This window comes from Blastopirellula sp. J2-11 (assembly GCF_024584705.1).
Lineage (GTDB): Bacteria > Planctomycetota > Planctomycetia > Pirellulales > Pirellulaceae > Blastopirellula.
This window is the reverse complement of the sequence record NZ_CP097384.1, coordinates 1057760-1083157: the sequence shown is the minus strand read 5'-3', so window position 1 is coordinate 1083157 and position 25398 is coordinate 1057760. Positions and strand designations below refer to the sequence as shown.

Annotated in this window: 22 protein-coding genes and 1 tRNA gene; 17 read left to right on the top strand and 6 right to left on the bottom strand. The window is 56.3% G+C overall.

All coding sequences use genetic code 11. From position 1 onward, the window contains the following. Positions 1 to 9: 9 nt before the first annotated feature. Positions 10 to 465, bottom strand: coding sequence for a carboxypeptidase-like regulatory domain-containing protein (locus M4951_RS04595; RefSeq protein WP_262025301.1), 456 nt, complete (start codon positions 463 to 465; stop codon positions 10 to 12). A 123-nt stretch (positions 466 to 588) separates the two neighbouring features. Next, entirely contained in the window at positions 589 to 1665 is a 1077-nt protein-coding gene (locus tag M4951_RS04590) for a DUF1559 domain-containing protein (protein ID WP_262025300.1), read from the bottom strand. 343 nt (positions 1666 to 2008) lie between these two features. Between M4951_RS04590 and M4951_RS04585 the strand changes: the two genes are divergently transcribed. The 3 genes from M4951_RS04585 to M4951_RS04575 all read left to right on the top strand — a co-directional run bounded on the left by M4951_RS04585 (position 2009) and on the right by M4951_RS04575 (position 6525). Beyond that, positions 2009 to 3607, top strand: a complete 1599-nt coding sequence (locus M4951_RS04585; protein ID WP_262025299.1) for an amidophosphoribosyltransferase — start codon at positions 2009 to 2011, stop codon at positions 3605 to 3607. Positions 3608 to 3717: 110 nt separating this feature from the next. Further along, on the top strand, positions 3718 to 5295 hold the full coding sequence (gene gltX / locus M4951_RS04580; RefSeq protein WP_262025298.1) for a glutamate--tRNA ligase: 1578 nt from the start codon (positions 3718 to 3720) through the stop codon (positions 5293 to 5295). An 18-nt stretch (positions 5296 to 5313) separates the two neighbouring features. Beyond that, positions 5314 to 6525: a class I SAM-dependent rRNA methyltransferase gene (locus tag M4951_RS04575; RefSeq protein ID WP_262025297.1), complete on the top strand. Its 1212-nt coding sequence runs from the start codon at positions 5314 to 5316 to the stop codon at positions 6523 to 6525. Between the two features lie 383 nt (positions 6526 to 6908). Here the strand turns inward: M4951_RS04575 and M4951_RS04570 are convergent, their stop codons facing one another. After that, positions 6909 to 8156 carry a hypothetical protein gene (locus tag M4951_RS04570; RefSeq protein WP_262025296.1) on the bottom strand — a complete coding sequence of 416 codons (1248 nt, stop codon included), beginning with the start codon at positions 8154 to 8156 and terminating at the stop codon, positions 6909 to 6911. 181 nt (positions 8157 to 8337) lie between these two features. Between M4951_RS04570 and M4951_RS04565 the strand changes: the two genes are divergently transcribed. After that, entirely contained in the window at positions 8338 to 9093 is a 756-nt protein-coding gene (locus M4951_RS04565) for a DUF2500 family protein (protein ID WP_262026895.1), read from the top strand. Between the two features lie 30 nt (positions 9094 to 9123). Further along, positions 9124 to 9717 carry a hypothetical protein gene (locus M4951_RS04560; protein ID WP_262025295.1) on the top strand — a complete coding sequence of 198 codons (594 nt, stop codon included), beginning with the start codon at positions 9124 to 9126 and terminating at the stop codon, positions 9715 to 9717. Between the two features lie 15 nt (positions 9718 to 9732). Here the strand turns inward: M4951_RS04560 and M4951_RS04555 are convergent, their stop codons facing one another. After that, on the bottom strand, positions 9733 to 10014 hold the full coding sequence (locus tag M4951_RS04555; protein WP_262025294.1) for a hypothetical protein: 282 nt from the start codon (positions 10012 to 10014) through the stop codon (positions 9733 to 9735). Between the two features lie 149 nt (positions 10015 to 10163). On the opposite strand from M4951_RS04555, the gene M4951_RS04550 reads away from it, so the two are divergent. The 12 genes from M4951_RS04550 to M4951_RS04495 all read left to right on the top strand — a co-directional run bounded on the left by M4951_RS04550 (position 10164) and on the right by M4951_RS04495 (position 24343). After that, entirely contained in the window at positions 10164 to 10376 is a 213-nt protein-coding gene (locus M4951_RS04550) for a DUF2007 domain-containing protein (RefSeq protein ID WP_262025293.1), read from the top strand. Positions 10377 to 10459: 83 nt separating this feature from the next. Next, a complete protein-coding gene (locus M4951_RS04545; protein WP_262025292.1) occupies positions 10460 to 10864 on the top strand; it encodes a TM2 domain-containing protein in 405 nt (134 codons plus the stop codon). Positions 10865 to 10902: 38 nt separating this feature from the next. Further along, positions 10903 to 11745 carry an aminoacyl-tRNA hydrolase gene (gene pth2 / locus M4951_RS04540; protein WP_262025291.1) on the top strand — a complete coding sequence of 281 codons (843 nt, stop codon included), beginning with the start codon at positions 10903 to 10905 and terminating at the stop codon, positions 11743 to 11745. Positions 11746 to 12045: 300 nt separating this feature from the next. Continuing rightward, positions 12046 to 12119: transfer RNA gene (locus tag M4951_RS04535), tRNA-Asp, on the top strand. A gap of 252 nt (positions 12120 to 12371) precedes the next feature. Beyond that, a complete protein-coding gene (locus M4951_RS04530; protein ID WP_262025290.1) occupies positions 12372 to 13226 on the top strand; it encodes a transporter in 855 nt (284 codons plus the stop codon). A gap of 262 nt (positions 13227 to 13488) precedes the next feature. Continuing rightward, positions 13489 to 14184, top strand: coding sequence for a GntR family transcriptional regulator (locus M4951_RS04525; protein ID WP_262025289.1), 696 nt, complete (start codon positions 13489 to 13491; stop codon positions 14182 to 14184). A 143-nt stretch (positions 14185 to 14327) separates the two neighbouring features. Then, positions 14328 to 15251 carry a DUF1559 domain-containing protein gene (locus M4951_RS04520; RefSeq protein ID WP_262025288.1) on the top strand — a complete coding sequence of 308 codons (924 nt, stop codon included), beginning with the start codon at positions 14328 to 14330 and terminating at the stop codon, positions 15249 to 15251. 152 nt (positions 15252 to 15403) lie between these two features. Then, positions 15404 to 15826: a hypothetical protein gene (locus M4951_RS04515; protein WP_262025287.1), complete on the top strand. Its 423-nt coding sequence runs from the start codon at positions 15404 to 15406 to the stop codon at positions 15824 to 15826. Between the two features lie 413 nt (positions 15827 to 16239). Further along, entirely contained in the window at positions 16240 to 18792 is a 2553-nt protein-coding gene (locus M4951_RS04510) for a DUF1592 domain-containing protein (RefSeq protein ID WP_262025286.1), read from the top strand. A 3-nt stretch (positions 18793 to 18795) separates the two neighbouring features. After that, positions 18796 to 20112 (top strand): DUF1552 domain-containing protein, encoded by a 1317-nt coding sequence (locus M4951_RS04505; RefSeq protein WP_262025285.1) that lies wholly within the window; start codon positions 18796 to 18798, stop codon positions 20110 to 20112. A gap of 273 nt (positions 20113 to 20385) precedes the next feature. Next, complete coding sequence (locus M4951_RS04500; protein ID WP_262025284.1) at positions 20386 to 23790, top strand: CHASE domain-containing protein; 3405 nt, start codon at positions 20386 to 20388, stop codon at positions 23788 to 23790. Positions 23791 to 23932: 142 nt separating this feature from the next. Continuing rightward, positions 23933 to 24343: a VOC family protein gene (locus M4951_RS04495; protein WP_262025283.1), complete on the top strand. Its 411-nt coding sequence runs from the start codon at positions 23933 to 23935 to the stop codon at positions 24341 to 24343. Positions 24344 to 24418: 75 nt separating this feature from the next. On the opposite strand, the gene M4951_RS04490 is transcribed toward M4951_RS04495, so the two are convergent. Both M4951_RS04490 and M4951_RS04485 read right to left on the bottom strand, forming a co-directional pair. Further along, complete coding sequence (locus tag M4951_RS04490) at positions 24419 to 24592, bottom strand: hypothetical protein (protein WP_262025282.1); 174 nt, start codon at positions 24590 to 24592, stop codon at positions 24419 to 24421. Between the two features lie 131 nt (positions 24593 to 24723). Further along, entirely contained in the window at positions 24724 to 25353 is a 630-nt protein-coding gene (locus M4951_RS04485) for an FMN-dependent NADH-azoreductase (protein WP_262025281.1), read from the bottom strand. Positions 25354 to 25398: the final 45 nt, after the last annotated feature.

Genomic DNA, 25398 nt, shown 5'->3' with positions numbered 1-25398 from the left:
GTCATGAGGCTACTTCGTCGCAATCTCAAACTTCAGATCGTGCGATCCCTCGTTCGAAATCGTCGCCGCCAAACCTGACCTTTCGGGATTGGCGAACTTGCGCGGCACGATATGAATGTTCGGCGGCGAGGGGGGAAATTGGCCGGTCTTCTCTTGGACCGCCAGCGGATCGACGATTACTTTGTTCGGATCGACCATCGATTTGATGATCGCGACTTGGTAGTCGCCCGGCAGGATTCCGTCGGCCGGCTCAATGGTTCCTAGCGAGAATTCGCCCAACTCGTTGGTCATTCCATTCGCGGAGCGGCCTTCGCCAGTCGGTGAAAAAATCACCGTCGCGCCTTCCAATGGAACGCCGTCCAGCAAGACGATTCCTCTGCCCTCGACGCCTCCGGGGAGCAAGTTGCTGCTACATCCTGTCAAAATCATCGCGGCGCTCGCCGCCACGTAAATCATGGATCGCATGAATCAAGTTCCTCGAAAGTAAAACGCGGCCGCAGTAGCGATCGCAGGCGAGACTGCGGCGATAGTCGGTCACCGCAGCAAAGGCAAGGGAGGTAACGCCAACCCAACGCAAGTGACGGTCGGCTAGAGCGAAGTACTCACTTCACCGCCGCTCTTGGTTCCGATAGCGCCCCACACTCCGAAAGGAGAAGGACCGCTGCCGGTGGGGATGGTCGAAAGATTTCCAGTGTCGATCGTCTCTGTATAGAAATGAACCGAGCCGTCGCCGAGCAGCCCATTCGCTCCGCCAGGATGAAAACTGTTGGGGGTCATAATGGCCGCCGAACCGTCCCATGTAGAGTCCGAAAAACAAGACGGCGAGTTGGGGGGCAAAATGGTCGTGATCGATCCGCCATACGGATTGGCGCCATCGCTCCAACGTCGCCCCAGATAATTTTTGGTCGTTAGCCCCGGCAAATATCGTTTGCCGGCGCCAGCTTTCGCGGCGCAAACCGCAGGCGTCACCTGATTGTCATTGGAATTGGTTACGGAACCTGGCCAAGCGTCGGCCGCTAGAACCAACCCACCGCCGATAATCTTGTTCGTGTCGACTCCCACGGTCCGCTCAGCCACGGCCAGCGTATTGCTGAGCCCATCGGTCACGGCACTGAATTTGAACCAACTGAGCGCTCCAAACATGCCGTTCGACACGGGATTGTGCGACCGCCGCGGCGTATCCCCGATCGAAAACGCGAAATTGCAAAAACCCAGTTCGGTATCGAAGTCGCTGTCGGCGCCATCCGAAGGACAGCGCAGCGCGTCGATCTTCGTATGCCAGAGCGTGTAATCGCTGTACCACGGAGCGCCGCCGTAAGGATTCCAATCGTGGCCATTGAAGGTTTGCGGCGACTTGATTTGGTCGTACAAGTTTCCTTCTTCGAGAAACGACAATAGCGAAACCCAGCCGCTGAGACGCGACGCGTTATGGACGTAATATTCGCCCGATGCGCCGGTGGTTCCCCCCTGACGCGCCGGCAACGCGCCGAAAGTGTCATGGTAGTTGTGCAGCGCCAAACCGATTTGTTTTAGCTTGTTCGTACATTGCATCCGCCGCGCCGCTTCTCGGGCTTGCTGAACGGCAGGCAAGAGGAGCGCGATCAAGACCCCGATGATCGCGATCACCACCAACAACTCGACGAGCGTAAAAGCAGAACGTTTCATGGGAAGACCTTCGAGGCGGGAAAATAGGCGGGATAGGTACTACCTGCTGTCCAGCAGCAGTCTACGGCGGAGAGGGCATGATTATCACGGCTTAACGCGCAAATGCAATGGCATTCATCTTAATTCAACCAAGATCGAGATTCCATACTCGAACAGTAAACCACCAGGGGGGTGCTTTTACTTCGCTAACAAGCGGAAATCCGCTGTCTAGGACGGTTGAGTCTTCGGGGAGCGACTCCTAGAATGAAGATTCCCGCCTCTTCGATGGAATTTTCTGTGAAGACAGCGTCGCAAGCAGCGACGTAAGTCCCAGTCCGGCAACGGTTTTTAGCGCGAGTCGTTCATGAGCGAGCTATTTCACGAGTGCGGGATCGCCGCCGTTTATCACCTTCCCAGCGACGAGATCAGCCCTCTTTGCCCGGACCAAGGCGTCGATCATGTGTCGCGGTTGTTGCCGCGCATGCTGCTCGATATTCAGAATCGAGGTCAGCTAGCGGCCGGGATGACTTCTTATAATCCCGACCGCAAACAGCTGATCGACACGCATCGTGACATTGGCACCGTCCGTGAAGTCTTTCGCCTGTCTCATCGCGGGAAGAGCGAAGCGCTGATGCGTGAATACGCGGGTTGCGCCGCGATCGGCCATGTTCGCTATGCGACCTGCGGCCAAGACGATCGCAGCTACGCTCAGCCGTTCGAGCGACACCATCTGATCAAACACAAATGGTTCAGCTTCGCGTTCAACGGCCAATTAGCCAACTACGACGAGCTGCGCGATCGCCTGCTCGCCGACAATGACCACCATCTAGCGCGGGAAACCGATACCGAAATCATCATGCATGAGCTGAGCCGTGAGATGAACGGCGACCGCAAAGTGCCGTTGATCGAGGCGCTCCGCAACGCGAGCAAACGGTTTGATGGGGCGTATAGCCTGGTCATGATGAACGCCGAAGGTGAAATGCTGATTGCCCGCGATCCGCTCGGCATCAAGCCTCTTTGCTATGCGATCGAAGGCCCCATGTTCGCCGCCGCCAGCGAAAGCGTGGCGCTGCTGAACTTGGGCTTTGAGCCGGAAAGCATCAAATCGCTGGAACCGGGCCACGCGATCACGATCTCGAAAGGGAAGTTCGCGATTCAAGAATTTGCCCCATCCCCCCGCAAAGCGCACTGCTTTTTCGAGTGGATTTATTTCGCCAATGTCGCAAGTACGCTGGATGAGCGAAGCGTTTACGTCACGCGCACCAATCTCGGGGTCGAGTTGGCCAAGATGGAACGTGCCGACGGACGCGTCACGATCGACGACGACACGATCGTCGTTCCTGTGCCCGACACGAGCAAAGCGGCCGCCGATGCAATGGCGTTTGAGTTGAAAATTCCGTCTCGCGAAGGGCTGATCCGCAATCGTTACTCGGGCCGCACATTTATCGAAACCGGCAACCAGCGTCGCCGAGCCGCCGAAGTCAAATACACCCCGCTCCGCGAAGTGCTGGAAGGGAAACGGATCTTCCTGGTCGAAGATTCGATCGTCCGTTCAACCACGATGCGGGTGCTGCTCGATCGCCTGCGCGATCGCGGCGGCGTGAAAGAAATTCACGTTCGCGTCGCCTGTCCGCCGATCATCGCTCCTTGCTTCTACGGCATCGATATGTCGACGATCGGAGAGCTGTTCGCTCCAAAATTCTTGCCCGATGGACAATTGACCGAAGAGGCGCAAGCCGAAATGGCGGTTGCGTTAGGCGCCGATTCGGTCCGCTTCCTCCCGCGGGCCGCAATTTCTCGGGCGGTCGGTCTTTCTGGCGAACACCTTTGTCAGGCCTGCATTAGCGGCGATTATCCGACGGTTGGCGGAGAACGCTTGTACCAAGTGGCGCTCGACAATTGCATTAGCGGCAACGAAGGACGAACCTATGAACGACGCGATCCAGCGATTTCGACCACGTAAGTAGGTCGCTTTGGCGACTTGCTTCGGTCGAATGCCCCTTTGCGAGCGGCGGGCCGGCGCTTTAAGCTGGTTGGTTCGATTCTACCTTCCGTCCGCAACAGCAGATCGCTATGGTTCGCACACGCTTCGCTCCCAGTCCGACTGGATATCTCCACATCGGCGGGGTTCGCACCGCACTATTCAATTGGTTGTTCGCCAAACGACACGGTGGGCAATTCGTTTTGCGCATTGACGATACGGACCAACAACGGAACGTCGACGAGGCGTTGGCCCCGATTCTTCACGGGTTTCGCTGGCTCGGCATGGACTGGGACGAAGGCCCCGAAGTTGGCGGCCCGTTTGAGCCCTACTACCAATCGCAGCGGCTCGAGCGCTATCAAACGGCCGCTAAACAGCTGCTGGCCGATGGCTTCGCCTACTACGACTACGCAACGCCGGAAGAGCTGGACGCCGAGCGAAAAGCGGCCGACGCCGCGAAACGCCCCTTCCAATACAGCCGCGCCTTCATGGCCGAGACCGAGGCCGAGCGAGCCAAGTGGGAAGCGGAAGGCCGCAGTTTTGTCGTTCGCCTGAAAATGCCGCGTGAAGGCGTCTGCGCCTTTACCGACAGCGTTCGCGGCGACGTTGAGTTCCAGTGGTCCAAAGAAAATGACCACGTCATTCAACGGGCCGATGGCACCTGCTTGTATCACCTGGCGAGCGTCGTCGACGATCATGACCTGGAAATCACGCACGTCATTCGAGCCGAAGAGCATCTCTCGAACACGCCGCGCCAGATCTTCATCGGGCAGTCCCTCGGCTACGAACTGCCGCAATACGCTCATCTGCCGTATGTCGCCGAGCCAGGGAGCAAAAACAAGCTGAGCAAGCGGAAGCTCGAAAAGTATCTGAAGAACGCCGATTTCAAACGGCTGAACGAACATGGCCAAGCGATCGCTGAGCAGATCCAACTGCAAACCTCGGCCGAGACCTTCAATCCGGTGATCGTCGACTTCTACGAACTGACCGGCTATTTGCCGGAAGCGATTTTGAACTACTTGGTCCTGCTCGGCTGGTCGCTGGATGACAAGACCGAAGACCTGACGATCGACGAGATGATCGCCAACTTTTCGTTGGAGCGCGTCACCAAAGCGCCGGCCAGTTTTGACTGCAAAAAGCTGTGGTCGTTCCAAGATCGCGCTATGCAAAAGCTGCCGCTCAAGCAGAAGACCGCCAAGTGCTTGCCGTTTTTGCAAGCTGCCGGCCTGATCGCCGATCCGGCGCCGTGCGAAGCAGGCCCGAAGTTAACGCGCATCATCGAAGCGTGCGGCGATCGCTTGAAAGTACTGGGCGATATCATCGCCTATGCCGACTACTTCTTTGTCGCTGACGATCAGATGAAGTACGACGAAAAAGCGTTCGCCAAACGACTGGGCGATGCGCAGCCGCAGGCGCTGCTCGCCAAGTTTCGGGAGACGCTCGCCGCGCTCGAGACGTGGGACGTCGCGATCCTGGACAAGGCGATGCACGACTTTGTCGCCGCCGAAGGGATCAAGATCGGCGAAATCATTCACGCAGTCCGCATCGGGACCACCGGCCAAGGAGTCGGCCCCGGTTTGTTCGACTGTCTCGACATTTTGGGAAAAGAATCGTGCCTGGCCCGCATCGATCGGACGCTGGCCCTGGCCGTAGAAAGGAACGCGACGTAACGTCGCTATACAACCAACATGTCGCAACAAACTCCCGCCGCAGGCGTACCCAAGGCAGTCTTGCTCCCGCGCAAGGCGCAGCCCTTGTACGGACGCCATCCCTGGGCGCTCCACTCGGCGTTTGATCACATTGACACGGCGGCCGTCGACGGCGACGTCGTGCAATTGGTCGGCGATCATGGTCGCTTCGTCGCCTATGGCGTGGTCAATCGCAAGAGCCGCATTCATGTCCGACTTTATAGCTGGGATGTCGAACAGCCGCTAACCGACGACTTCTGGAAACAAAAGATCGCCGCTTCGATCGACGCCCGCCGGCAACTGGGCCTGTTTGACGAGAACGCCGGCTGTCGTCTGATCTATAGCGAAGCGGATGGGTTGAGCGGCTTGATCGTCGACTACTTCGCTGGGCATGTCGTGCTGCAAGTCAACGCTTTGGCGATGGAACGTCGTCTCGATGTGATTGTCGCCGCTTTGAACGAGCAGGTTTCGCCCAAGAGCATCACGCTTCGCGGCGAAGCCGGCGTCATCAAGGCCGAAGGAGTCACGATCGAACCGCGCGTGTTGCAAGGAGAAGTTCCGACCGAACCGATCTTCATCCAAGAGAACGGCATCGAGTTTGAGCTTGATCTTTCCACCGGGCAAAAGACCGGGTTCTATCTCGACCAGCGCGAAAACCGGGTCGCTGCGGCCAAGTATTTCTCGGGCCGCCGCGTCCTCGATATGTTTTGCTACACCGGCGGATTCGCCTTGGCCGCCGCCAAGTTGGGCGGAGCCAGCGAAGTGATCGGAATCGACGGCAGCGACAAAGCGATCGATTTGGCGCGCCGCAACGCCGAGCGCAACGGCCTATCCAACGTCCGCTTCGAATCGGTCGACGCCTTCGATCATTTGAAGGCGCTGGTCGACGCCGGCGAAAAATTCGACGCGGTGATCCTCGATCCGCCCAAGTTCACCAAAACCCGCCGCAACATCAACGAAGCGTTGAAGGCCTACTATCACATCAACCGTCAGGCCGTCAACCTGCTCAACCCCGGCGGTATCCTGGTCACCTGCAGTTGTTCAGGCAACATCTCACGCGACGATTTCCAGATGACGCTGCTTGGCGTCGCCCAAAAGTCAGGCCGCGATATCCAACTGCTGGAACAACGCAGCGGCGCGATCGATCACCCGACGCTGTTGACCTGCCCCGAAACGCAGTATCTCAAGTGCTTTATTTGCCGAGTAGGGTGATCGTTCCATGCAGAAGGCCCTGCTTCTTCGTAGCCCGCTGCGCGAGTTTTGAGGTTGCGCTATTTCCCTGGTTGGCCGCGATAGCTCCGCTATCGGGGCGGCGCAGCCGTAGGAGGCATTGGTTCCCGGTATGCAGTTCGGGGCCATTTCGCCATTTCAAACGGCGCGGCGACCACCGCTCTAGGTCCGACCACGGCTCGATGCCTCCTACCGACTTCGTCGGCCCCGCTAGCGGAGCTATCCGGGCCAACCGGAATCCGTTCGGCCAAATAGCGCAACCTCAAAATGCGCGAGCGAGGGAAATGCGTTTGGCTACTTCAATCCGGATGGGAATCGCCGAGCGATTTTCCCTCGCTCGCGTAGCGGGCTACGAAGAAGGGTAACTAGGCGTTCATCATTTGCCGAATGACTTCTTCGGTGGTCATGCGCGTCGTCGGCAAAACTTGCGTCAGCGGCAGCGGTACGTCATCCTGCCGGTGCATGCTGCCGCCGCACTCGACGCCGGGTTTCGCGACGTGAAATCTTACGGCAGCCGGATGTTCGCTTTCGCTCCAACCAAACGAAACAACCGGCAACTTCGCCATCGCAGACAACATCTCTGGCGAAGCTTTCGTCAGCCAATCGCCGTCAAAGCGAATCAACGCGTCGACTTGCCTGCGTGCGATTAGCTTCGCCGCTCGATAGCCAGTCGGATCAAACGCCGGACCATCGGCGGCAAAGCGAACGGGACTGGGATAGCCGGTTCGCCAGGCGATCGACTCCGCCGCGCCGATCCAGTTGGGGCCGCTTCGCTCGAGCGAGATAATCGCTCGGTTGTTCCGATTCAACTCGCGCACATAGTCGGCCAACGTTTCCAAAATCGCGGCGCCGTCAGCGCCGCCATAAAACGGCGGGCCGCATACGATCGCCGCGTAAGTTGCCGACGCGAGTCGCGCATGGATCTGCTCGATCTCGGCCCACTTCGGCACGCGTTTGCGATCGATCTTCTTACCGCGGGCCAGCGCTAATAACGTATGCGCCGTTTCCAGGTTTTGGGAGAGCGGCGACTCGCAAAATAGTGGAGCGCGAGCCGAGGTCGCCGTCGCCTGACGATCAATCGCCAGCGCTGTTCGCGGGCCTGTCAAAAACCTGCCTGGCGCGTCGAGACTGAATCGTTCGAAGTGACGCGGTTGAGTCGTCGCCGGATCGGCGTTCCAAAAGAGAATCACATCGGCCCGGTCACGAATTTCGCCCAACGTCGCGGTGATCATTCCGGTCGACTGCAACACGACGCCGCTTGGATCCGGCTCGGCCGGGTTGCCGGCGTCGACATAGGCGCCCAAGCGGTCCGCCCAATCGAGCGCCGCACGTTGGCCGTCGATCGTCAGTTCGCCTAGCCCCAACAGCAGCGGCGACTTGGCGCCGGCCAGCAACGTAGTCGCGGCGGCGATCGCCGCGTCGATCGTCGCTTCTTCTCCGTTGATCGTGTAATTCGGCTCGCCGTCAACTGCGATCGCAAAGTAGTTAGCCGCGTGTGGGCAAGCTGGTGCAATTTGCGCAACTTGTCCAGCGGCGACGGTGACTTGCAAGTCATCACACAGACAACTGCAACCGCAACAAACGACATCGGCAAAGGTAATTGGCTGGCTCAATTCGAGTGGTTCCGCTCTAGGGTGGTAAGTCGTTATTATAGCGAAACCGATTCGCCGAATTGCCCCCTTCTCGCGCTGAAATTCGCCGCCAACGACAAGATTTCGCCACCGCCAGCGAATACCATAGCGTTTTCACGAGGAAGACCGTCGTCACACAAGGAGAAGAATACCTTTGAAGTGCGTGAACTGTGGAGGAGAATCGGCGCCTGGGGCGAGCTTTTGCCAATACTGCGGCGCTGCGGTCACAATTTCCGGCCGACCGTCGCAGAGCCATGCGCGCCTCTTTGAGCAAATCAAAGCGTCTCCCCAATTTCATCAGGCGCAATCGCCGGAGCGCCTCGCCAAACTACCGCAACCTAGCGGCGCTCCCAAAACCGTCTTCACCCTACTTTCGGCACTGGTCGCCGGCAAAGCGGCGATGGCGGTCGTCGGCTTTCTCCTGATGCCGATTCTGTTTCTTGGAATGCTGTTCATGATGTCGCCGGTCTTCCAAAACGGCATGCCCAATGACCCCCAACTTCTTTCCGCTTCGTTCGAGGGCGCTCAGCGGAATATGTTTCGATTCATGATATTTGTGGTTCCTTGCATCATCTTTCTGTTTGTGGTCACCAGCATCGGCTTTGGACTGGTTGCGCGGCATTTCAGCGGTCATGTCTATTCCAGCGTTTTTCAAAATATTGAAGCTCTCGAAAAATCGCCGGTCGAAGTTCGTCCCGCGATCGCGGTCGCCAAACGAACGCAAGTCTGGGGAGGAATCGGCAATCACGCCGCGTCGACGCGTTACTTCGTCACCTTTGAAACCGAGGACGGCCGGCGTCAAGAATACGCCCTGTGGTACGGCGCCATGTATGGCGGCATCGCCGAAGATGACGCTGGCGTCCTCTTCACGCGCGGCGACTATGCGGCCGACTTTGATCGGATCGCGATTACTGTTTAGTCATGTCGTAAACGGGAGCTCTATCATCCCATGAAATGCGATAGTTGCAGCGCCGACATCTCGCCAGACTCGCATCGCTGCGAGTTCTGCGGATCGTATGTCGATCGCCGCACGCGGATCTATCCCCGGACTGCGAAGACTTCGCGGATGTCCATTTTCGCGAAAATCAAAAAATCGCCCGAGTACCGAACTGCAACGTATCGTCGTCCCGTCAAACTCCCGCGACACCTTCGCTTCACTTCCACCCGAAAACGGATTTGGGCTGGATTTTGCGTCGTCACGATCTGCATCAGCACCGGCCTTGCGATCGCCGCCAGCCCAATCTGTCTAGGACCGGCGGTAGTCGCCGTGCTCGGTCTCCTGTTGCTGAGCAATATCACGCCCACAACAACGACCTACGAAAAACCGAAGTGGAATCCCGTTCCGGCAATCGTCGCGACGAAGCGGAAAGAGATGCGCGGCGATATCGCTCTTTATTTCGCCACGTTCCATTTTGAAGTCGGTGACGATCGGGAACTCGCGATTTGGGATCATCAACTCTTCGAGTTACTGAGCGAACAGGACGCCGGAGTTTTGGCCCAGCATCACGATATCGTCATGAATTTCCAGCATGTCGCGTTATAGCCGTGTAGGTCCGCTCTACTCTACCGGCCAAACGTACTTCGTCAGCAGGTAATACTCGCCGCCGATGACCGCTGCGCAGCTGACGAAAAAGAAGAGCGTATTAAAAACGCTGCCGTCAGTTTCGGGCTCGCTGTCCATAAAAGCCCGCATGAACGACGGCACGAAGGCCGCTTTAATAATCGCCAGCGTCGTCTCCCAAAACGAATCGGCCGCGTTGTGGGTCGAATCGAACATTATCCAGCCCAGCAGCCAATAGACGGGAATGTTGAGAACCAACAGCACCACGATCAAATTCATCTTCTGCTCCCTGGGAGGTCGAAATCGGGGCCTCTATTATTTCGGCCGCCAATCTCGATCGCAACTCGGTTTTTGCTTCTCCCGGGCTGAAATGGGGTACAATACATCGACTGCCCTGAATGGATTTCACCCCGTTTGTGAGAGAAACGATGACCGACATCAATTGGACCGAAGTCCTGACCGCCTACGATGAGAGCCAGGCCGAAGTGATCAAGATCGCGCTGGCCGAAGAAGGAATTCCCTGCACGATTGAAAACGCGCACCAAGGCGGCTTCACCGGCGTCTTTCAGGCGCGTGTCTTAGTGCCGGAAGACTTCGTCAACGCCGCCAAAAAATTGCTGGACGCGCACCAACAAAAATAACAGAGCGTCGCCGACAAGATTTAGCCGGCGATGGCGAATAGCAGAGCAAGGTCTCATCTGCTCTCGAACAACAAGGATTTTGGATGAATCAAAGCAACACGCATTCGCTGCTGATCGGTTATATCTGCTGGATTTTCGGATTTTTCGGCGCTCATCGGTTTTACTATGGTCGTCCGATTACCGGCACGATCTGGTTTTTCACGCTGGGGCTCTTCTTTATCGGCTGGATCGTCGATCTCTTTCTCATACCGTCGATGGATCGCGCCGCCGATCAGCGATATGCTCCCGGTCGCATTGACTATAATATCGCGTGGATCTTGCTAGCGATTCCCGGAGTCGGAACCCTCGGCGCTCATCGACTGTACATGGGCAAATGGGTGACGGCGATCATCTGGTTTTTCACCTGCGGATTGTTCCTGATAGGCTGGCTGTATGATCTCTGGACGCTAAACGCACAAATCGACCAAGTGAACCGCACGCCTGTCTGATGCGTCATCAGGCGTAAATACCTCGCCTGGAGTCATACATGCCGCTGAATGACGAAAGCCCCCAGAGCGGACGTCTGGATGATGACGCCGCTCTGCTGGCTCGCTTTGAAGAACAAGCGATCCCTCGCGATCAATGGACCCATCGTCGGCATTTTCAGATCGCCTATCTCTATCTGACGCAGCGCCCGTTTGACGAAGCGCTCGAGAAAATTCGTCGCGGCATTCAGGCCCTCAATCAGCGAAACGGCGTCGTCGACGCGCCCGACAGCGGCTATCACGAGACGATGACCGTCGCTTACGCCCAATTGATTTTTCAGCGTCTCGCGGTCGACAGCTACGCCGACTCAACCGACTTTTGTCACCGCAATCCCGACTTGCTGAAAAAAGGGGTACTGCTTCATTACTACTCTACCGACGTGCTGAAATCCCCCGAGTCTCGCCGCACGTTCGTCACGGCCGACATTTATCCGCTCGACTCTTCAGTCAACACGACCCACGAGACGACCATCGTCAAACAGGTCATCGTCATGCGGCACGACCTGGGGATGCGCCGCGGCAAACAAATCGCCCAAGGCGCTCATGCCTCGCTGGCGTTTCTGGCTTATCGCATGTTTCAGGGCCCCGTTGCGATCGAAGACTTTGGCCCTGCTCAGCAGTCTTGGCTCTCGGGGCATTTCGCTAAAATCTGCTGCCGGGTCAACAGCGAGCAGGAATTGCTTGACATCCACGCCGCCGCCCAAAAGGCGGGCCTCGAAGTTCACCTGATCACCGACAGCGGGCGAACCGAGTTTCACGGCCAACCCACCCACACCTGCCTGGCGATCGGCCCCGACGAAGCTGGCAAAATCGACGCCGTGACCGGCCATCTGCAATTGTTGTAATGACCCATCCTCCACCATTTTGGCCCTCTCCACCGAACCATTCGGACCAGCGAGAGTCCTGTTGTGCGGCCTCTTGACTCCGCGGCGGCTTCGTGGAAGATAGGCGATTGCGCTGGGCCTTCGCTTGGCGCTCAAGTAGGTTTAAAAAGCTCTACAGGGCCCCTTGCCCGGCAGAGAGTCGAAGCTATACTTGAAAACTTCCCAGTGAGGATCAGTGATCGCCTGGAGCCCAGGTAAAATTGGTTCACCCGCTGTTCAGGTTTCCTGTAACGGCGAAATCACGAGGAAACCCAAGAAATTGGGGCCGTAGCTCAATTGGTTAGAGTCCCGGACTGTCGATCCGGAGGTTGCGGGTTCGATCCCCGTCGGCCTCGCTTGCTGCGACTTGTCGCACGCACGCAGTATGAAAAACGCTGAGAGCAAAAACTCTCAGCGTTTTTTTATGCGCCTACCGAAACGGACCGCACACCGGACAAAATAGCAGCAGACTTCCGGTGCTAGCAGCCGTTTGCCGGGTCATGCCAGTTATGCTGGCGCCGCCGGCCTGGTTCACGTCGCCGCGCACAGAAGGCCGAACAACAGACGAGAGCCTTCTGTCGGCATAGTAGTTTTGACCCAGGCTGTGGATGATGACGCGGACCTTTCTGTTTCTCTGTGTGCTTGGCGTCGCTGGCGATCCCGCGGTCGCTGTTGCCCAACTTCCTCTGCAGAGCGTTGCGGAGCGAGCTTTCTCTCGCCGCGACGAAGGAGAGGAAGAGGACGAGATTGAGACGGATCGAGACTCGTTTACGCCAGCGACTTCGGTGGTGGGTTATCACCAGACGGTGATTGAATCGGCTTACACTTTTATTGACAACCGCGGCGTGCCGGAGACGCACAGTTTTCCGGAGTTGGTTGCCCGCATTGGACTCAGCGATACGATCGAATTGCGGTTGGGTTGGAACTACGAAATCGGGGGCGCCGGCAATCCGGTTTCGGGCAATGTTCCAGACAATGACGAAGAAGAAGCAGGGATCGAGCGCGAAAGTAGCCTGCTGTATGGCGGCAAGTTCTTGCTGACAGAACAGTGCGGCTGGACTCCGCGCAGCTCCCTTATTATGCAAGGCTACACGCCGACCAGCGGCGAAGCGAACGACAGCAGCTTCTCGACCTCGTACGTAAGTGGTTGGCAGTTTTGGGACGGGTGGGAATGGGACTCAGCGCTTCGCTACAGCACTAGCAGTCTGGAAGAAGATCATTTCAACGCCTGGGCGCCGTCCACCGTATTAAAGGTCCCCGTGGGCGAACGCTGGAAGGCGCACGCCGAATATTTCGGGATCTTCACTGACGGACGCGAAGCCGAGAGCGTGCAGCACTTCTTCAGCCCGGGGCTGCATTATCTGGTCACGCCCAATCTGGAAGTCGGCGTCCGCGTCGGCTGGGGCTTGAACGATCAATCGCCAAACTTCTTTAGCAATGTCGGCGGTGGCGTTCGCTTCTAACTCGCGGCGCGAACAGACTCCGACGTGAACTGCTCATGCGTCCAGTGCGTGAACGGCTGATTCTTTCCTAGCAGGCTGATCGCGTCTTGCTGCGCCGTCGCGAGCCCAAATAGCCACCCCGACTAGGTGAATTCATCCTCGCTGCCAGCGGTGAAAGAAAAATCAGCTTTTTTGATTGACTCAGATTGTGCATTATGCACAATGCACAATATTGATGTGCGACTTGGGCATTTTGTCCGTTCCCAACTGGAGTCTTCGCCCAATGGCTACGATTCATTCCCGGCAAGAAACAGGGCTTATCTCTGGTTCCCTTCGTATGGATATCTTCACGCAGATTTTGCTGGCGATCTTTCAGGGAGAGTTCCCCCCTGGCGCGCGACTGAAAGTGCAGCATATCGCCGCTCAGTTTGGCGTGAGCAGCACGCCGGTGCGCGAGGCGTTTGTCGAGTTGGTTGGACTAGGCGTGATCGAGATGGCGCCGAATCGGGGAGCTACCGTTTCTCCGTTTGGCGTCAAAGAAGTTCGCGAGATCTACCACATCCGCCGTTTGCTGGAAGTCGAAGCGGTGCGATGTGCCTGCGACTGCGCCGACTTGAAGCCGCTTGAGCAGATTCAGCAAGACACCATCGCGCTGCAATCCGCCTATCGCGACAAGGATTGGGGGATTCGCTGCCTGGAACTGGATCGCATGACGCACAAAGCCATTGAGGAAGCGGCTGGCGTCAAACGGCTGGCGACCGAGATCAATCGGTACAACCGACTCGTCCACATGATGAGGTTGTTACTCCGGCATCAAGACAAATATCTCGATCCAGTCTTGTCGGAACACTTGACCTTTTTTGAGCCGCTGCTGCAACGCGATAAAAAGGCGGCCGGCCAAAAAATGGCGCTCCATATCGAAGCGACCTGTGAACGCGTGGTCGAGGGAATTTTCTCACCCGATCGCACCATGAACTAGTTTGCGTTGTCATCCTGCCCGAGGAGGCCTAGAACGATCTTTCCGGCGACTCGAGCGTCTAAGACTCGACGATCTATTCTGAACAGCAAATCTCTTTTCCAATCTCTTTTTTATCCCCTTTCTTTTCGTAGCGGAGACGAACCATGGTTCGCAAAAAATCAGGATTTACATTGGTCGAATTGCTGGTGGTGATCGCGATCATCGGCGTATTGATTGCGTTGTTATTGCCTGCAGTGCAACAAGCGCGGGAAGCGGCTCGTCGCATGTCTTGCACGAACAATCTGAAACAGCTCGTCTTGGGATTGCACAACTACCATGACACGCATCTCAAGTTTCCCCCCGGCATGATCTATCGAGATCCCCTCCCCGGCACGACAGATACGAAGCGAACGCCCTTCTGCATTCATTTGTATCCCTTCATCGAACAGGGCGCCGCTTACGATCTGTATGATCACAACACCAGTTGGCATGAAGGGGGAGCGGATCACAAGACGGTGCGCACGACGCCGGTGCCGGCCTGGCAATGTCCCAGCGATCGCGACGCCGTCATTCTCGACACGGCCGCATTGTGGGGCGATCCTGGCGCCAGCATCAAAGGCAATTATGGTCTGAACTGGGGGCGAAACACGTTCATTGATCAAGGAGAGAAATCTCCATTCAATAATCTCTTTGGCGCCAATTTCCGCGACATCACCGACGGCACAACAAACACGTTGGCGATGATGGAAATGCTGAAGCCGGTGAGCGAAGCCAAAGAGTATCGCGCCTGGATCTGGAACGATGAACCAGACGCCTACTGCCTAATGACGCGGGTTGGTCCCAATAGCGGCGCGAATGATCTTACCGATCTGTGCATCAATGAACCAGGTCGCTTGCCGTGCACTGGATTGGGGACGACGGCTCCAGCCAAGCTGAACGCCAGCGTCGCCTCGCGCAGCATGCACCCTGGCGGCGTGCAAGTCAGCCTTTGTGACGGTTCGGTTCGATTTATTTCTGAAACGCTCCAACTCACCACTTGGCAAAGCCTAAGCAGTATGGCTGGCGGCGAAGTGGTGAGTGAGCTTTAAGACTTGCTTCCCCAACGGTTCGCTCTCGGCCGTTTCGATGGCCAAGCGAACCTGTTCAGCAGCCGTCCAATCCAGCAAACGCAACTGCGGTGCAACTAGTGCCCGCAGCGTCTCGGCACGTACACAATCAGATCGAGGGGAAAGAACCTGCGATGTCTAAATCTCTACTCTTCTTCGGCGGCCTATTACTGTTTGCAGGGGTGATCAGCACCGGTTGCAGTACGGCGCCGCCTAGCGACCGACTAGAAGTCCAAGGGAGCGTTACCCTTGATGGAGCGCCGCTGCAAACGGGAGCGATCACTTTCATTCCGCTTTACCAAGGCCAAGCGGTCGGCACGACTATCGACGCCGGCAAATACAAAATTGATTCGCAGAAAGGTCCGGTACCTGGAGAATACAAGGTCGAAATCGATTCGACGCATCCGACCGGCAAAACAACGCAAGACTCGTTGGGCAATGGAACGGACGAAGAATATGTCAATTTGATCCCCGCGAAATACAATCGGAAGTCGACGTTGACGGTGCTGTTTCAACGGGATGGCGGCGAATCCGATTTTGCGTTGTCTAGCAAATGATAAGTAAGCGCGTTTTGAAGTTGCGATATTGGAAGTCATCGGCGCCTATTCCTCTTCGTAGCCCGCTGCGCAAGCGAGGGAAATGCGGTTGGCGACTTCGATCCACCTTGGAATAGCCGAGCGATTTTCCCTCGCTTGCGCATTTTGAGGTTGCGTTATTTGGCCGAACGGATTCCGGTTGGCCTGGATAGCTCCGCTATCGGGGCCGACGAAGTCGGTAAGAGGCATCGAGCCGCGGTCGGACGAACTTCGGTGGTCGCGCTATACCGTTGGAAATGGCGAAAAGCCCCTGAACTGCTTACAGAGAACCAATGCCTCTTACGGCTGCGCCGCCCCGATAGCGGAGCTATCGCGGCCAACCAGGGAAAGAGCGCAAGGCGCAATTCAAATCAACCAACAAACCGGATGTTGAGATGTCGCAGCGAAATCCAGTCTTGATAACATTCACCGCCCTGCTGGCGATCGCGGTTTGCCCCGTGTCGGCGGCGGAACCGGTGGCCGTTGTCCATCAGATTTTGCAGCAAACGTGCTACGACTGTCATGACGAATTCTCCGCCGAAGGAGATCTCGTGCTGGCGAAACTTCCTTGGGATTTGCAGGACGCGAAGGTACGTCGCCGCTGGACGCAGATTCACGATCGAATCGCAGCCGGCGAAATGCCGCCGGATCGCGATGATCTATCCGAAGAGGATCGCAAGGCGATTTTGACGGCGCTGCAGCAATCGATCGGGAAAGCGGAAAAAGCGGAAATCCAGCAGCAAGGTCGGAGTTCGTTGCGTCGGCTGTCACGATCCGAGTACGAAGACAATTTGCGCGATCTCTTGAAACTTCCGCATCTCGATGTGGCCGCTCGGCTGCCCGAGGATCGGCAATTGCATGGTTTTACGAAGGTCGCCGATTCGCTCGATATGTCGAGCGTCCAGTTGAACGCCTATCTCGACTCGGCGCAGGCGGCTCTCCAACAAGCGGTCGCCAGCGGTGTAGAGCCTCCTCTCCAAGTACGACATCGCGTGACCGGCACGCGTCTCTTTCCGTCCGGCGAGACTTTCGGCGGACGCGAAGCGATGTTCTTCGCTCGTAACGGCAAAATGATTTCGAGCGCTCGCGTGAAAGAGTTGACGCCGCAGGAGTTTGATGAAGCTCCTGTTGAACTAGCGCTCTTTCGTTCGGCCACATGGCCCTACTTTGGATATCCGCGGGGGTTTGTCGCCCCGGTCGAGGGCGAATACCAGATTCGCTTTGCTGCGCGAGCGGTGCGACAGTTGCCTGGATTTCGGCTTGTTCCGGCTTATGATCCGCTGCCGATCAGTTTTCGGGCGCGACAACCATCCGGCGCCGACGTTTCTGGCGATGTTCGCGAGACCGGCGGGTGGATCGACTTGCAGCCGGAAGTGAAGACGTTTGAAACCACGATTCTGCTGAAAGCCGGTGAGACTTTCGAGTACAGCTTACTCGGCTTGCCGGTGCCGTTTATCCGTACCGATGGCGGATTCTTTTATGACTTTCCGCCGATGCCTGCGGATGGACATCGCGGCGCCGCTTTCGAGTGGCTGGAAGTCGCCGGGCCGCTCTCTCCGCCCCAATGGCCAGCCGCTTCGCATCACGTACTTTTCGGAGACCTTGCGATTGGGCCGCCTGAGCCTACTAGCCGGCTGCCGGTGTCGGTCATTTCACAACAACCGAAAACAGACGCGCGACTTCTGTTTCATCGGTTCGCTGCACAAGTCGCGGGCGGTCCCCTTTCGGATCACGCCGCAGACACCTATCTCCGCCTGATCAACGCCGAACTCGACGCAGGCGTTCCCTTTGCAGATGCGATGCTGAAGGGATATCAAGCGCTGCTCTGCTCTGGTCATTTCCTCTATCTCACCAATCCGCGACACGCCCCCACGGCGCTTGCTTCGCGTCTTTCGCACTTCTTCTGGAACTCGCGTCCCGATGAGCGACTGCTGCAAAAAGCGACGGACGGCGAACTGGCTAATCCGGAACAATTGCAAGCGGAAGTTGACCGCATGATCCTCGACCGACGATTTGATCGCTTCGTCAACCACTTTACCGATCAATGGCTCAACCTCAGCAATTTACGCCGCGATTTGCCCGATATTCGACTCTATCCCGAGTATCGCAAAGATGACTACCTGGTCGATTCGATGGAGCGCGAGACCCAAACGTTTTTCGCGGCCATGATTCGCGATAACTTGCCGATTACAACGATCATTGATTCTGATTTCACCTACCTGAACGACCGGCTGGCCGCTCATTATGGATTGGCTCGACAAAGCGGCTCGGCGATGCGCCGCGTCGATTTGCCAGAGTGGAGTCCCTATGGCGGATTGCTCACGCAAGCGTCTGTCTTAAAGTTGACCACCGATGGAACGACCACGTCGCCGGTCAAACGAGGAGTCTGGGTCATGGAGAAGTTGCTAGGACAGCCTCCGCCGCCCCCTCCTAAATCGATACCGGCAATCGAGCCTGATATCCGCGGAGCTTCCACCGTTCGGCAACTGCTGGCGAAACATGCGGCTGAAGAATCTTGCGCCGCATGTCACGCACGTTTCGATCCGGTTGGCTTTGCACTGGAGAATTTCGACGTGATGGGAGCATGGCGCGATCGATATCGGAGCTTGGAGAAAGGGGTTGAAATTACAGGTATTGATCGAGCCGGTCATCCGTTTAAATACCGTGTTGCGGCCGAAGTTGACGCCGCGGGCACGCTGCTCAGCGGAGAGCAATTTGCAGACGTCCATGAACTGAAAACGTTGCTAGTGGCCAGTCCTCGCCAACTTGCTCGCAATTTGCTGCACCAATGGACGCTTTATGCGACCGGCGCCGAGGTTCGATTTTCGGATCGATCCGAGATCGATTCGATTCTTGATCAATGTGCCGCCAATGGCTATCGCACGCGTGACCTGCTGCATCAATGGGTCGCCAGCCCGATTTTCACTGAAGTAGAAAGCACTCCGTAAACGATGACAAACTCACACTTCCTCACTCGCTCTTTCAAGCGACGCCGCTTTTTACAAGGCGTAGGCGTTTGTCTCGGCTTGCCGCTGCTCGACTGTTTCCGCCCGCTCTATGGCGATTCGATTCCTGCGGGCGAAACTCCGCAACGGATGTTGCTGATCTCGAATAATCTAGGCGTATTGCCTGCTCCCTTTTTTCCGCAACAAAGCGGCGCTGACTACCAATTATCGCCCTACTTAAAAGTGATCGGCGACCATCGCCAAGACTTTACCGTATTCAGCGGGTTGTCCCATCCGTCGGTTGTGGGTGGCCATTCGACCGAGAATTGCTTTCTTACCGCAGCCCGAGACCCGACGCGCAGCGGTTTTCGCAATTCGATTTCTCTCGATCAATTCGCGGTCGAGCAGCTCGGTCAACAAACGCGCTTCCCAACGCTCAACCTGGGCGTCAACATCGACAAAGCGAACCGCAGCTTGTCGTGGTCGCGCGACGGCGCCTTGCTGCCGGCCGAAGATAGTCCCGCGGCTCTATTTCGACAGATGTTTGTACAAGGGAGCAAAAGCGAAGTCGAACTTCGCCTACATCAACTGCAGCAACGCAGCAGCATCTTGGACGTCTTGTTAGAAGACATGCGTCATTTTCAACGTGGGCTGGGAACTGACGACCAACATCGACTGGATCAATATTTCACCTCGGTTCGCCAGTTGGAAGAACGTTTGCATGCCGCCGGCAACTGGGAACAACTACCAAAGCCTGTCGTCGAACGTGAACCGCCGGTCGACATCCTGGACAAATCGCAGTTCTTCTCGAAACTGGAGTTGATGCTTTCAATGGCGCAGTTAGCGTTACAGAGCGATTCGACCCGGATCGTAACGCTTATGATCGACGCGTTTGCAACCGGCGTGTTTGAGATTGTTGATCAGGAAAAATCGCTCGACGGCTACCACAACCTGAGCCACCATGGCCAGTCGCCGCAAAAGGTCGCCCAGCTCGAAAAAGTCGATCTGCAACAACTAAGAATCTTTGGCGAGTTGCTGGAAAGCCTGGCCGCCCAACCTGACGGCGCTGGTCGCTTGCTAGACAGTACGATGGTGCTGTTTGGCAGCAACATGGGAGACGCCAACATCCATAGCAATACCAACCTGCCGATTCTGCTGGCAGGCGGCGGATTTCAACATGGCGAGCACCTTGCGTTTCGTCAGGATGACAATACGCCGCTTTGCAATCTTTTCGTCAGCATGCTGCAGCGAATGGGAGTTGAAACCGATCGATTCTCCAGCAGCACCGGCACATTGACGGGACTCATGCCAACTTCTAGCTAACGGATGCGTCCGCGCTGAAACTGCTTCCAACTTCAATCGTAGTCAACTTCGCCGTTTTGGCGGTAGCAGATGTGTCGATTGTGCGTTTTCTAATGCCCGCAGCGCTCTCTCCTGCGTGGAGTTACGGTGAATATCCCCCTGCTTGCTCTCGTGAATTTGCGGACAACCTAGATTTTCGCGTAATGAAAATCATCTCCACGATGGCGGCGAACAGAACGAAGCAGGTTTTGTGCGCCATCCCAGGGCGGAGATTGGTAGGGGGCAAGAATTGAAATGCAGATAAAAGTTAGCCATCGTGATGAATCGCGCACGACGGCGACGATTGACGCTGCGTGGCTAATCATCGCCGCTCGAATTCTGCTTTGCCTGAGCCTGCTAACATCCTTGCTCGTCCTCATCGCGTGGCCGGCAGGCTGGATCAGTTTACGATCCATCATCGCGGGACTTCCCACGATGAAGGTCAACACGGCCGTCGGCTTGGCGCTCCTCTCTCTGGCCGGACTGTTTTGGACGATCGTGACGCGTCCCCCCAACAGACTCCAACTTCTTCCCCAACTGCTTGCCTTGCTCGCGATCGCAATGGGAATCGCGAATTTGACCCAATCTCTAACGGCGGTTGATCTGGGGATCAATACGTTGCTATGCGATGACCCCGCTTCCATTGCAGCCGGCGAGATTCCAGGGCAAATGTCATTAGGAACATCACTGGGAATCTCGTTGCTAGGCGTCGGGATGCTTCTTTGGCGCGGAACTTTCAAGCCAATTGGAATCGGAGCGACGCTCCTCGGCGGAGCAATCGGCGTCCTCGGCGTGGGGATGTTTCTGAGTCGCGCGTCGGGTCTCCGAGATATTCCCATCTTTTCCACCACAGCGATCCATACGGCGTTGCTCCTCTCGACCATTGCATTGAGTATTCTTCTGGCTTCGCAAGGATTGAAACTTGCGAAGACCGACGTTTTCTTCACGCGTTTGAAAAAAGATATCCGCCGCGCGCAACCCTTAATCTGCATCGTCACTGTGACGTTACTGGTTGGATTTCTGGTGACGGCTTTACTCGTTCGCGACTCGCAAAATCATATTCGCAGCGCCAATTTCGCACAGTTCTTACGGCGAAGCGAGTTGCTGACGCTGGAGATTCAACGACGTGCAAACATCTGCGTCTATGGTCTCAATGGGGCCCGCGGCATGTACACCGGCAGTCAATTTGTGGACCGCCGCGAATTCGCCGCGTATGTCGCTTCCCGCGACTTGCCGAACGAATTTCCGGGCGCCATCGGCTTTGGCATGATCCAACGCGTCAACCGCGACGATGTTGATAGCTTTGTCGCCCAAGAACGAGCCGACAATGCGCCCGAGTTCGCGGTTCATTCTCTTGGAGACGCGCCGATCGCGTACATCATCCAACATGTCTATCCCCTGGAAGATAATCGCGCTGCCTGGGGTTACGATATTGGATCCGAAAATATTCGGCGCACTGCGATCGAAAAAGCGATCCGCTCTGGCGAACCGACGATCACCGGCATGATCCATCTCTTGCAAGATAATGTCGAGCGGTCCGGATTTCTCTATTATGTTCCGGTCTACAAAAACGAGACCAATCCGCATACGCCCGTCGAGCGAGAAGCCAATCTAGCCGGCGTCTTGTATGCGCCGATTATCTTGGAGCGAAGTCTGGATCGCATGGGCGATATGCTCGACAACGGACTTGATTTTGAAATCTTCGATGGAGACGAGCGGACCAAACGACCCTATTTATACGATCATGATCGCCACTTGGATAACTTCGCTGGCCTCCATTTCAATCAAGCGGCGTACAAAGGCCGCACCTTTTTCCATAGCGAGCCGATCACCGTCGGTGGTCGGGCTTGGACCATCGTAACAAGCACCACTCCCCAGTTTGACGCACAAATTGATCGCGTGACGCCGGCAGTCTTGGGACTTGGCGGAGCGGCGCTCAGCTTATTGCTGGCCGGCATCGTCTGGTCGATGGGCTTAAGCCAAACACGCGCGATGGCCTTAGCTGAAGACATGACGCAAGAGTTACGAGCAAGCGAAAAATGCGCGACGGAGGCAGCCGATGAAGCGGAACGCCTGGCGAAGATTATTCGTCGCACCAGCAACGGCGTAATTATTACCGACATTGACGGCAAGATTGAATGGGTCAACGACGGCTTTACGCGAATCAGTGGGTATCGACTGGAAGAAGCCCTCCAAAAAACGCCCAGCGAACTGTTGTATGGTCCTAACAGCAATCCGGATGCGATCGCACGCCTGCAGGAAGCGTTCCTTCACCGAGTTTCCACCAATGCGGAAATCGTCAACTACGCTAAAGACCGGCGAGAATATGTTGTTTCAACTGAAATCGCACCGCTATTTGACGCCAACGGCACGCTGACCGGATTCATGATGATCGAAAGCGACATCACGGAAAAATGCGCCGTCGAGGCTCGCCTGAAAGCGGTCAACGCAGAGCTCATCTCCGCCCATCGAGAAGCGAAACGCGCCAGCAAGATCAAAAGCGAGTTTCTCGCCAATATGAGCCACGAAATTCGAACCCCCATGACCGCTATCGTCGGGTTCAGCGATCTCCTGCTCGAACAAGGGGTGTCGGAAGAGGAGAAACGCAAATCAGTCGGCACCATTCAGCGCAACGGAAATCACCTGCTCGAATTGATCAACGACATTCTCGATCTTTCGAAAGTCGAAGCGGGCAAGTTCGATATCGAACTGCGCACCATGAATCCGATCGAAGTTGTGCGCGACGTGCAAGAGTTACTGAACGACCGAGCGATCGCCCAAGAGAATCAGTTGCAGATCGAATGGCGAGGCTCACTCCCGCAAACGATCTGCAGCGATTCGACGCGATTGAAGCAAGCCCTGTTCAATCTCGTCGGAAACGCGATCAAGTTCACCCGAAAAGGGGTGGTGAAAGTCATCGCCCAATGCGACTTCGCCAACGAGCTGATGAGCTTCCAGGTAATTGACTCGGGCATCGGCATGTCGTTGGAACAGTTGGAGCATATCTTTCAGCCATTTCGCCAAGCGGACGCATCGACAACGCGCAATTTTGGCGGCACCGGACTTGGCTTGACGATCACCAAGCAAATCGCCGAGTTGCTGGGAGGTGAAATCACGGTCGAGAGCCAACCGGGGCACGGCAGCACTTTCACCCTACGTGTTGCGACGGGTGATTTAACCGGAGTTCCCTTGCGATCGTCGCATGACGCCGCGGAACCAGATAGTCCCTCGACCATCGTCGCGACCAGCAACCTCCATGGGCGCGTCCTCTTGGTCGAGGATGGTCCCGACAATCGAAAACTCATTGGCTTTATTCTCCGCAAAGCAGGCGCTGACGTCACAATTGCTGAGAATGGCGAACTCGGACGCGACGCCGCACTCCAAGCATGGCGAGCAGACACTCCGTTCGACGTCATCCTGATGGATATGCAAATGCCGGTGATGGACGGCTACACGGCGACCGCTCAACTTCGCAATGCCGGCTACACCGGCCAGATCATCGCATTGACCGCTCATGCGATGCGCGGAGACGTTAATAAGTGCCTAGACGCCGGTTGCGACGCTTATCTAACCAAGCCGATTGAGCGTAAGTCGTTCTTGAAAGAAATCTCCGCTCGCATCCAAATGAGCACGTTGCAAAACAACACGGAGGCGAGATAATCGCTGAACTCGAACTAGCGGTTTGCACCGCCTGGCGCGAACTCTTCCTAAAATTTGGCCCTCCGCGCTTCCCTGAGAGGGAATCTTCCTCTCCAATATTCGAAATTGTGCGCACTATCGAATTCCTCAGGAGCTTCCCCCGATGCAAGTCAGCCCCTATCTCTTTTTTCGTGGCGATTGCCGAGCGGCGTTTGAGTTTTACGAAAAGCTATTGGGCGCCAAGATCGAAGCGATATTGCCCCATGCCGGCACTCCCGCCGGCGAGCATGTCCCAGAAGACTGGCAAGACAAAATCATGCATGCGTGCATGACGATCGGCGATACGCTGCTGATGGCTTCGGACTGTCCGCCAGAGCAATTTGCGAAACCGCAAGGATTCAAGGTTTCGTTGCAAATTGACGAACCCTCCGAAGCGGAACGGGTTTTCGCCGGGCTCTCCGAAGGAGGCAAGATCGAGATGCCGCTGCAAGAAACCTTCTGGGCGTTGCGCTTTGGCATGGTGACCGATCGCTTCGGCACGCCGTGGATGATCAACTGCGGCAAGTCAGAATAAGCGGGTCGCGTCCCCAGCAGGATCAAGGCGAGGAACTATTTCTGCGACGCTGTTGGTCATCCCAGACCTGGTCGATCACAAAATGGCGACGTCATCGGCGCTATCTTCCGTTTCGATGCCGTAGGTGTCGGTCCAGGCCCAATACGCCTTATTGACGCTAGCCACAACATGGTCATCGCGATGAAACGGATAGTGGTGATCCCCAAAGTTCCCTTGGATCACCAGGCTGATTCCCTCCAGCAATTCCAACGTGACTCTTACTTCGCGTCAACTTTTCCGATGGCGGCAACTGAGAATGACAAAAACCGCCAGGCGCTGCGTAAGCGCCTGGCGGTTTTTTAGCAGATCGTGCAGCGATCCGTCGTTCGGTATTCGTTGACCTAGAAGCTGGCCGCGATTTCCGTCGCTTGCTTCTTAGCGTTCTCTTTCGCAGGACCAGCGACTTCCGGCGGCGCCAACATCGGCTCGATGACGATACTCTTCACGTCGGTAAAGCCGATGAAGCCCAGCAAGAATTCAACGTATGACTTTTGAAAATCGATCGCCTTCATTTGCTCGCTAGACGTGTATTCGCCGCCGCGAGCATAAATCACCGTGATCGGTTTGCCGGTCACTAGCCCCGTGTAGCCGGTCTCTGGGGAAAAGTTGAAAGCCAACCCCGGCTGGGTGATGACGTCGATCAGGTGCTTCAGTTTATACGGAACGCCAAAATTCCACATCGGCAGACTCAACACATACTTATCGGCCGAGTTGAATCGATCGAACACGTCGGTCACTCCTTTCCAAGCGGCGGCTTGCTCTGGCGAGTGATCTTGGCCATGCAAGATCTGGTACTTAGCGTCGATCGTATCGCCATCGAATTCCGGCAACGAAGTCGACCACAAGTCCCATGTCTCAACTTCGTCCGCCGGATTCGCCTCTTGATATTTCGCTAAAAACTCTTTCGCCACGGCGATCGAAGCGGAGCGAGCTTTCCGGGGGGACGACTCAATGTGAAGTAATTTGGCCATTTTGAATTTTCCTGTTCTAAATATCAAACTTTGCAATTGGTTCGT

Coding starts and splice junctions, on each gene's coding strand:
- M4951_RS04595 (WP_262025301.1), bottom strand. CDS start 465: ATGCGATCCATGATTTACGTGGCGGCGAGCGCCGCGATGATTTTGACA.
- M4951_RS04590 (WP_262025300.1), bottom strand. CDS start 1,665: ATGAAACGTTCTGCTTTTACGCTCGTCGAGTTGTTGGTGGTGATCGCG.
- M4951_RS04585 (WP_262025299.1), top strand. CDS start 2,009: ATGAGCGAGCTATTTCACGAGTGCGGGATCGCCGCCGTTTATCACCTT.
- gltX (WP_262025298.1), top strand. CDS start 3,718: ATGGTTCGCACACGCTTCGCTCCCAGTCCGACTGGATATCTCCACATC.
- M4951_RS04575 (WP_262025297.1), top strand. CDS start 5,314: ATGTCGCAACAAACTCCCGCCGCAGGCGTACCCAAGGCAGTCTTGCTC.
- M4951_RS04560 (WP_262025295.1), top strand. CDS start 9,124: ATGAAATGCGATAGTTGCAGCGCCGACATCTCGCCAGACTCGCATCGC.
- M4951_RS04555 (WP_262025294.1), bottom strand. CDS start 10,014: ATGAATTTGATCGTGGTGCTGTTGGTTCTCAACATTCCCGTCTATTGG.
- M4951_RS04550 (WP_262025293.1), top strand. CDS start 10,164: ATGACCGACATCAATTGGACCGAAGTCCTGACCGCCTACGATGAGAGC.
- M4951_RS04545 (WP_262025292.1), top strand. CDS start 10,460: ATGAATCAAAGCAACACGCATTCGCTGCTGATCGGTTATATCTGCTGG.
- pth2 (WP_262025291.1), top strand. CDS start 10,903: ATGCCGCTGAATGACGAAAGCCCCCAGAGCGGACGTCTGGATGATGAC.
- M4951_RS04530 (WP_262025290.1), top strand. CDS start 12,372: ATGATGACGCGGACCTTTCTGTTTCTCTGTGTGCTTGGCGTCGCTGGC.
- M4951_RS04525 (WP_262025289.1), top strand. CDS start 13,489: ATGGCTACGATTCATTCCCGGCAAGAAACAGGGCTTATCTCTGGTTCC.
- M4951_RS04520 (WP_262025288.1), top strand. CDS start 14,328: ATGGTTCGCAAAAAATCAGGATTTACATTGGTCGAATTGCTGGTGGTG.
- M4951_RS04515 (WP_262025287.1), top strand. CDS start 15,404: ATGTCTAAATCTCTACTCTTCTTCGGCGGCCTATTACTGTTTGCAGGG.
- M4951_RS04510 (WP_262025286.1), top strand. CDS start 16,240: ATGTCGCAGCGAAATCCAGTCTTGATAACATTCACCGCCCTGCTGGCG.
- M4951_RS04505 (WP_262025285.1), top strand. CDS start 18,796: ATGACAAACTCACACTTCCTCACTCGCTCTTTCAAGCGACGCCGCTTT.
- M4951_RS04500 (WP_262025284.1), top strand. CDS start 20,386: ATGCAGATAAAAGTTAGCCATCGTGATGAATCGCGCACGACGGCGACG.
- M4951_RS04495 (WP_262025283.1), top strand. CDS start 23,933: ATGCAAGTCAGCCCCTATCTCTTTTTTCGTGGCGATTGCCGAGCGGCG.
- M4951_RS04485 (WP_262025281.1), bottom strand. CDS start 25,353: ATGGCCAAATTACTTCACATTGAGTCGTCCCCCCGGAAAGCTCGCTCC.